Here is a 6,769-nt window from a genome sequence, read left to right as displayed (position 1 = left end):
AACAAAAGGTATGTCCCCCCGTGAATACAGGGAACATACCTTAGTAATTTAAAAAATATAATTTTGTCTAACTTTTCTGTTGCACTTCAAATCGAAGTACAATTACCTTGGTCTATTTGTTTTAAGCGGAAAGAGTTATGTCCTGTTCCGCGTTTATGCTGCAAGTTTAGGAGTAAAAAATAGTTATGTCCCAAACTCTTTTAACTTTCTGACACTAGTGGATACTGGTTATCTAAGACATAGCCAAACCCTCTAACTGTTTTAATACAATTTTGCGAATCAGATTTTTCCGCTAATTTATCTCGTAAATGACTAATGTGAATGTCTACAGTGCGAGTGGAACCTGCTGAATCATATCCCCAAACACCTTCAAGAATCTGATCACGACTTAAAACTTTTCCCCGGTGCTGGACTAAGTACCAAAATAGTGAGAACTCCTTCGGCGTTAATCCTAAATCAAATCCATTATGAGTCACTCGATAATGTTTAAAGTCAATCACAATATCATTGTATTTGACTCTTTCAGTCTGATAAGCTGATTCTTTTTTAGAGTCACTTGTGATAGAAAAACGATCATAAACCCAAAATAATTGTTTAACTTTCGCTACTAACTCAGGATATTCAAACGGTTTAGTAATAAAACTATCAATATTAATATTGTAAAAAAGAGAACGTCTCTTCTTATCTTTGGTTGGAGCCAACACGATAATTGGCCCAGAAACTTTACTACGAAGTGACTTTAAAATCTTTAAGGACTGATTCATATCAGTAATTGTTGAATCCCAAAGTAAACCAGCGACATCTTCTTTTTCAACCAATTTCTCGACTTCTTTTGGATCGGTTACATTTCGAATAAACCATCCTTGATTATTGAAATAACCATTAATCTCAATTACAAGTGATAATTTATTACTCAGCAATACTAGCGGTTGCATTCAACTCTACTTCCTTCCGGTCATTTAATACTGCAAGGGTCAAAACATTACAATATTAAAAAGTTTAGAAAAGGTAAATTTTCTTAACAAAACTAACCACAGCCACTTCACAATTCGATTATAACAATGTAAATAAGGTAGGTCATTTACAAAGAACATTTCAGCCATTGTATTTAAATATAGGCAAATACAATTATCGTAATATTTAATCCCTCTTTCAAACCCTTGCAAAAAGTAGTTTACAAAGCAAATGTATATTTTTTTAACAACTTTACACAATCTTTACATTAAATAAACATTATATATACACGAGGCTTTTATATTTAGAAGTGTTAGATAAAGAGATTTATCAATACGACTTTGAATAGGGGTTATTAGAAATGAAAAAGAAAACAATTATTTCATTAGTTCTTGGCCTAGCAGCCTTGATGCTAATTCTAACTGGCTGTGGCAATTCTGGCAGCAAAGAATCTTCAGCTGCATCTAAGGGCGGCAGCAGTAACGAAGCTTCTGGAAAGATTACTATTGTTGGTTCAACTGCTTTACAACCACTAGTTGAAAAAGCAGCAGCAAACTTCCAAAAGAAAAATAGCAAGATCAATATCACCGTTCAAGGTGGGGGCTCTGGTACTGGATTAAGTCAAGTTCAAGATAAGTCAGTTACAATCGGTAACTCAGATATCTTCGCAGAAGAAAAGCAAGGAATCGATTCTAAGAAACTTACTGATCATAAAGTTGCCGTTGTTGGGATGGCTCCAGTTGCAAACAAAGATGTTAACGTCAAGAACCTTACAATGGATCAACTAAAGAAAATCTTCACTGGTAAAATCACTAACTGGAAAGAAGTTGGTGGTAAAGATGAAAAAATTACCGTTGTTAACCGTGCTAAAGGTAGTGGTACTCGTGCAACATTTGAAGCAGCCGTATTAAAGGGTGCCGAAGCTGTTAAATCACAAGAACAAGATTCAAACGGTACTGTTCAAAAGATTGTTTCAAGTACACCAGGTGCCATCAGTTACCTAGCATTCTCATACATTAATGATAAACTTCAAGCTGTTTCAATCGACGGTGTAAAACCTACAGATGACAACGTTGAAAACAACAAGTGGAAGATTTGGTCTTATGAACATATGTATACAAATGGCGCTGCTAAAGGTGCTACTGCTAAGTTCCTAGACTACATGAACTCCGATGATGTTCAAAAATCATTAGTTAAAGATATGGGATATATCAGTATTCACAATATGAAAGTTCAAAAAGATTCAAAAGGAACAGTTAGTTCTAAATAAAAGATCAAAAAGAACTTCAACCTTGTAAATCTCGGTCGAGGTTCTTTTTGCATATACAGGAGTGATTCCCTTATGGATAATATTCAAAAGAAATTACAAACGAAATCCAAAGCCACCTTTCAAGATTACTTCGGCAAGGGAATTTGTTATTTATGCATCGGTTTAATAATTCTATTAGTTACATGTATTCTTTATTTCATTGCCTCTAAGGGTCTAGCAACTTTTACACAAGATAAAGTTAGAGTTTTAGATTTCTTAACGAAAACCAATTGGAATCCTGGAGCCGTTGACAGTCAGGGACATCCCGACGTTGGTGCTTTGCCAATGATCGTTACTTCATTTAGCGTGACACTTTTGGCTGCCCTTTTGGCTACTCCATTTGCTCTAGGTGTTGCAATCTTTATGGCTGAATTCTCAAGTAAAAAAGGAACAAAAATTTTACAACCGGTTATTGAACTACTTGTCGGTATTCCTTCCGTCGTTTATGGATTCATCGGTTTATCGGTCGTCGTGCCTTTCATCCGAGGAATCTTCGGAGGAACTGGTTTTGGTATTTTATCAGGGACATTAGTGTTATTCGTTATGATTTTACCAACCATTACTTCTTTGTCAGTCGACAGTTTAAAAGCTGTACCAATGTTTTATCGTCAAGCTTCCTTGGCACTTGGTGCAACTCGCTGGCAGACTATTTACAAAGTGGTTTTACGGGCTGCTATTCCAGGTATTTTGACTGCAATAATTTTTGGGATGGCTCGTGCTTTTGGTGAAGCTTTGGCTGTCCAAATGGTTATTGGTAACGCCGCATTGATGCCTAAAAATTTAATTTCACCTGCTTCAACTTTGACTAGTAAATTGACTACCGATATTGGTAATACAGTCATGGGGACTTTACCAAACAATGCTCTATGGTCTTTAGCTTTAATTTTGTTACTGATGTCATTGATCTTAAATATGCTAGTTAAATTCATCGGAAAGAGAGGTCGCTTCTAATTATGAATGCTAAAAAAGTTGATAAAATTGCCAATGTCGTTATTTATACTATCGTAGCCTTAGTTGTACTACTCCTTTTGGCTATTCTTGGCTACATTCTTTTCAACGGTGTGCCTGATATTTCCTGGCATTTCTTATCTTCCGCTGCCCAATCTTTTAGCGCCGGTGGTGGTATTCGTGACCAACTCTTCAACTCACTTTACTTACTAGTTCTAACAATTATTGTCTCTTTGCCAATTGGTCTGGGAGCTGGCATCTATTTATCGGAATACGCAGCTGATAATTGGTTCACTGATTTAATCAGAACGAGTGTCGAAGTTTTGAGTTCACTACCTTCAGTAGTAGTCGGATTATTTGGTTACTTACTTTTCGTAATTAAATTAAATCTAGGTTTTTCCATCCTTTCAGGTGCGATTGCTTTAACATTTTTTAACTTGCCACTTTTAACTAGAAACATTGAAGAATCACTTCGCGGTGTACCAAATCTACAAAGAGAAGCTGGAATGTCTTTAGGACTATCCAACTGGAAAACTACTACTAAAATTGTTTTACCGGCAGCACTTCCTGGAATCCTAACCGGATTAATTTTAAGTGCTGGTAGAATCTTTGGTGAAGCTGCTGCTTTGATTTATACCGCCGGTCAAAGTGCACCGACTGTCGATTATGGTAACTGGAATATTTTCTCTAGTACCAGTTTCTTAAATCCAATGCGTCCAGCTGAAACTTTAGCAGTTCATATTTGGAAAGTTAATACTGAAAGTGTCACCCCTGATGCTCACTTAATTTCTAGCGCCTCATCTGCTGTGTTGATCATTGTAATTTTGATTTTCAACTTAGGAGCGCGTTTTCTAGGAAACAAACTTTATAAAAAAATTACAGCGACGAAATGAGGAATTAATCTTGAAAGAATATAATTTAGACGATTCTTATATTACGGACATCACTGAAGAAAGTGCACTATCTACCAAAGATATTCAAGTCTTCTACGGTGATAACCACGCTATTTTTGATGCCAATTTAGTTTTTCCCCGCTTCAAGATCACTTCTTTGATTGGTGCTTCTGGTTCAGGTAAGTCAACTTTTCTCAGATGTTTGAATCGGATGAACGACAAAATTGCTAAAGTTGATGGAAAAATTCTTTATCGAAACGTCGATATTAATGCTCCTAAAACTAATGTTTACGAGGTCAGAAAGCATATTGGAATGGTATTTCAGCGTCCCAATCCTTTCGCTAAATCGATTCGAGATAACATCACTTTTGCCTTGAAAAATAATGGTGTGAAAGATAAAGAGGAGCTCGACCAACGACTTGAAACTAGCCTCAAAGAAGCTGCTCTTTGGGATGAAGTTAAGGATAACCTTGATAAATCGGCTTTAGCCTTATCTGGTGGGCAACAACAAAGACTCTGTATCGCCCGTTCAATTGCCATGCGTCCAGACATTTTGTTACTCGACGAGCCTGCTAGTGCTTTGGACCCAATTTCAACTTCAAAGATTGAAGAAACTTTGAAAAAATTGAGCGAACAGTACACTATTATTATCGTGACACACAATTTACAACAAGCCTCCCGAATTAGTGATTACACAGCCTTCTTTCATTTGGGACATATCATCGAATATAACAAGACTGTAAAAGTCTTTACCAATCCGAAAATGAAAGCCACTGACGATTATGTTTCAGGAAACTTCGGATAATAGCGTGAGACACTCAAAAACTAAAATAATAAGCCAGAGTAATCATAAATAATTACTCTGGCTTATTTCATCTAAATTTACTAATCATTGTCACCTTGTGCACGTAGCAATTCACCTAATGATGGTTGTTCTTTAGTATCAATATGATACTTCTTTGCATAAGCATCAACAGCTTCTTGTCCATAGAGTTTTGGATCAAGTGGCATAAAGGCTGTAGCTACTGGATCATCTTGTTTGATCACGGCATTGACCACAATTGGTTTTTCGTTGCCATTTGCTTGTAGTTCTTTAATCTTATCGAATGTTTCGTTGACATCCTTAATTGACGTAACAGTGAATCCAATTCCACCTAAGCCCTCGGCAACTTTGGCCCAATCAGCACCTGTCAAATCGACTCCATATAAATGTTGTTTAGTTTGGACTTGCTCATAATAAATGAATCCCAAACGTTCATTTGAAAAGACCACATTGATGACTGGCAATTGATATCTGGCTTCGGTAATAATATCTGGAGCGACCATTGAAAAGCCGCCATCACCTGACAGAGTCCAGGCTTGAGCACCAGGAACACTCAAGACTCCGGCAATTCCAGCTGGGAGGCCAAATCCCATTGTTGCAAATAGTCCTGATAAGGCAAAACGTTGATTGTGATTCATTGGCAAACCACGAACAGCAAACTCTGAAACATTCCCGGTATCAACGCCATAAGTATCATTAGGTCCAGCCATTTCCGCAATCTTTTTAGTTACTGTCTCTGGATCCAAACCTTCACTATCATCTTGAGCCAATTTGTCGAGCCATTTTTCCCAGTTAGCTTTATTTTCTTGATTGGCTTTCAGCCAAGTTCCAGCTGGTAAAGTTTCTCCAGTATCGATCAAGGCTTGCAAATAACTCTTAGCGTCTGCAATGATTGCATAATCAACATCAACTGTTTTACCGATATCATAAGCGTTATTATTAACTTCAATAATTTTTACATCCTTTGGCCAGAATCTAGCAAATGGAAATTCTGAACCTAAGAACAAAATTAGATCTGTATGTTGTAATGCCTCAAAGCCTGACTTACTACCAAGGCGGCCAAAAGTCCCAATGGCATTAGGATGATCAGTACTGATGACCCCAGTTGCAGGAACGGTATTCATAACTGGCAAATTAAATTGTTCTGAAAACTTTGTCAAAACATCTTTAGCACCCAACAAACCGCGTCCTGCATAAACTAAAGGATGTTTGGCTTCTTTTAACATCTTCAAAGTATTGGTTACATCTTCAGGATTAATCGTTTGCGTAAAGTCATTTTTAACAATCTTTGGTGTCTTATTGGCTACATAATCGATTTCTTTAGTCGTCAAATCCTCAGGCAAAATTACTACAGCAACACCCTTTTGACGATAAGCTTCTCGAATGGCTTGATTAATTACATAAGGAATTTGTTCAGCCGTGGTAACAGTACGATTATAAACTGAAACGTTGCTAAACATCGGACCTTCATCCATCTCCTGGAAGTAATTTGTGTTCATATTTTCAGTTGGCACTTGTCCGACTAAAGCTAAGACTGGAACATGATCCATTTTGGCATCGTATAAACCGTTAAACAAATGAGTGGCACCAGGTCCGGCAGAGCCAAAAGCTACACCGATTTTTCCAGTAAATTTGGCATCAGCCGAGGCAGCAATTGCCCCCACCTCTTCATGACGAACTTGAATATATTTAACTTTATCCTTTTCAAGGTAGAGTCCCTCAACTGTGTGATTGATTGAACCACCAGGAACACCATAAACGTGATCGACGCCCCAATCCTCAAGAACTTTAATCAATGCTTGTCCTGCTATCATTTTTGTCATATTTACACTTTCCTTCTTA

General features: G+C 37.2%; 6 protein-coding genes. 4 read left to right on the top strand and 2 right to left on the bottom strand.

The features are described 5' to 3' along the window. Nucleotides 1–200: 200 nt before the first annotated feature. Nucleotides 201–935, bottom strand: coding sequence for a winged helix-turn-helix transcriptional regulator (locus tag U8521_RS07895; protein WP_334331682.1), 735 nt, complete (start codon nucleotides 933–935; stop codon nucleotides 201–203). 380 nt (nucleotides 936–1,315) lie between these two features. On the opposite strand from U8521_RS07895, the gene U8521_RS07890 reads away from it, so the two are divergent. From U8521_RS07890 to pstB, 4 genes are all read left to right on the top strand, one after another. After that, nucleotides 1,316–2,224, top strand: a complete 909-nt coding sequence (locus U8521_RS07890) for a phosphate ABC transporter substrate-binding protein PstS family protein (RefSeq protein ID WP_334352376.1) — start codon at nucleotides 1,316–1,318, stop codon at nucleotides 2,222–2,224. A gap of 72 nt (nucleotides 2,225–2,296) precedes the next feature. After that, nucleotides 2,297–3,214, top strand: coding sequence for a phosphate ABC transporter permease subunit PstC (gene pstC, locus U8521_RS07885; RefSeq protein ID WP_334331684.1), 918 nt, complete (start codon nucleotides 2,297–2,299; stop codon nucleotides 3,212–3,214). Between the two features lie 2 nt (nucleotides 3,215–3,216). Continuing rightward, nucleotides 3,217–4,104, top strand: coding sequence for a phosphate ABC transporter permease PstA (pstA, locus tag U8521_RS07880; protein ID WP_334331685.1), 888 nt, complete (start codon nucleotides 3,217–3,219; stop codon nucleotides 4,102–4,104). Nucleotides 4,105–4,114: 10 nt separating this feature from the next. Then, a complete protein-coding gene (pstB, locus tag U8521_RS07875; RefSeq protein ID WP_334331686.1) occupies nucleotides 4,115–4,909 on the top strand; it encodes a phosphate ABC transporter ATP-binding protein PstB in 795 nt (264 codons plus the stop codon). Between the two features lie 80 nt (nucleotides 4,910–4,989). Here pstB and spxB read toward each other — a convergent pair whose 3' ends face one another. After that, nucleotides 4,990–6,750, bottom strand: a complete 1,761-nt coding sequence (gene spxB, locus U8521_RS07870) for a pyruvate oxidase (protein WP_334352375.1) — start codon at nucleotides 6,748–6,750, stop codon at nucleotides 4,990–4,992. Between the last annotated feature and the right edge of the window lie 19 nt (nucleotides 6,751–6,769).

This window comes from Companilactobacillus miaonis, from assembly GCF_036913615.1.
GTDB lineage: Bacteria > Bacillota > Bacilli > Lactobacillales > Lactobacillaceae > Companilactobacillus.
The sequence above is the reverse complement of the archived record's forward strand: the minus strand, read 5'-3'. Positions and strand labels throughout refer to the sequence as shown.